We start from the raw sequence: 1326 nt of genomic DNA on the forward strand, positions 1-1326 counted from the left end.
GATAAAGTCCATATAATTGTGTAAAAGTTAAAAGGCCATGTAACAGCCCTTTTACGGTACAATGTTTTTAACCACTAAAAACATACCCAGGAGGACGTTACATGACCCAAGTACATTTTACACTGAACAACGAAGAGGTTCAAAGTATTATTGAACATTCCGTTAAAGATGATGTGTCTAAAAATATTTTGACCACTGTTTTCAACCAATTGATGGAAAATCAACGAACAGAATATATTCAAGCCGATGACTATGAACGTTCAGAAAGTCGTCAGAGTCAAAGAAATGGCTATTATGAGCGAGACTTTACAACTCGTGTGGGCACACTCGAATTAAAAGTGCCTAGAACACGTGATGGTGAATTTTCACCGACGGTGTTTGAGCGTTATCAGCGAAATGAAAAGGCACTGCTCGCTTCAATGCTTGAGATGTATGTTTCAGGCGTTTCGACACGTAAAGTTTCAAAGATTGTTGAAAAGCTCTGTGGAAAATCGGTATCGAAATCTTTTGTTTCTAGCCTGACTGAACAGTTAGACCCGATGGTCAACGAATGGCAGAACCGTTCGCTCTCAGGTACGAATTATCCTTATCTGATGACTGATGTTCTCTACATAAAAGTCCGTGAGGACCATCGAGTGCTTTCTAAAAGCTGCCATATTGCGATCGGGATAACAGAAGGGGGTGATCGTGAAATCATTGGCTTCATGATCCAAAATGAAGAAAGTGATGACACATGGTCCATCTTCTTTGACTACTTAAAAGAACGCGGTCTACAGGGGACAGAACTCATCATTTCTGATGCCCATAAAGGCCTAGTGTCTGCGATTCGTAAGTCCTTTACCAACGCAAGTTGGCAGAGATGTCAGGTCCATTTTTTAAGAAATATCTTCAGTTCCATTCCAAAAAAGAATTCAAAACCGTTTAGAGAAGCAGTAAAAGCGATCTTTAAGTTTACGGATATTGAACTCGCTCGAACAGCTAAGAATGCCTTAGTCGGTGAATATATTGACCAGTCCAAATATACAAAAGCATGCGAAACATTGGATAATGGCTTCGAAGATGCCTTTCAATACACGGTCATCGGAAATGGCCACAATCGGCTAAAAAGCACCAACCTTCTTGAACGACTGAACCAGGAAGTCCGCAGAAGAGAAAAGATTATTCGTATCTTTCCCAACCGAGCGTCCGCCAATCGATTAATTGGAGCTGTCCTTATGGACCTTCATGATGAATGGCTCAGTTCTACAAGAAAATATATTAAGTTTGATCAATGAGTGACCGGTAAAACATTGTATAGTATTTTACACAGGATTGTGGACTTGACTT

Annotated in this window: 1 protein-coding gene; it reads left to right on the forward strand. The window is 40.2% G+C overall.

The genetic code is table 11. The features are described from left to right. Window positions 1-101: 101 nt before the first annotated feature. Entirely contained in the window at window positions 102-1274 is a 1173-nt protein-coding gene (locus CYJ57_RS07680) for an IS256-like element IS1542 family transposase (protein WP_006701406.1), read from the forward strand. Window positions 1275-1326: the final 52 nt, after the last annotated feature.

The organism is Falseniella ignava (assembly GCF_002847645.1).
In the GTDB taxonomy this organism is placed as follows: Bacteria; Bacillota; Bacilli; order Lactobacillales; family Aerococcaceae; genus Falseniella; species Falseniella ignava.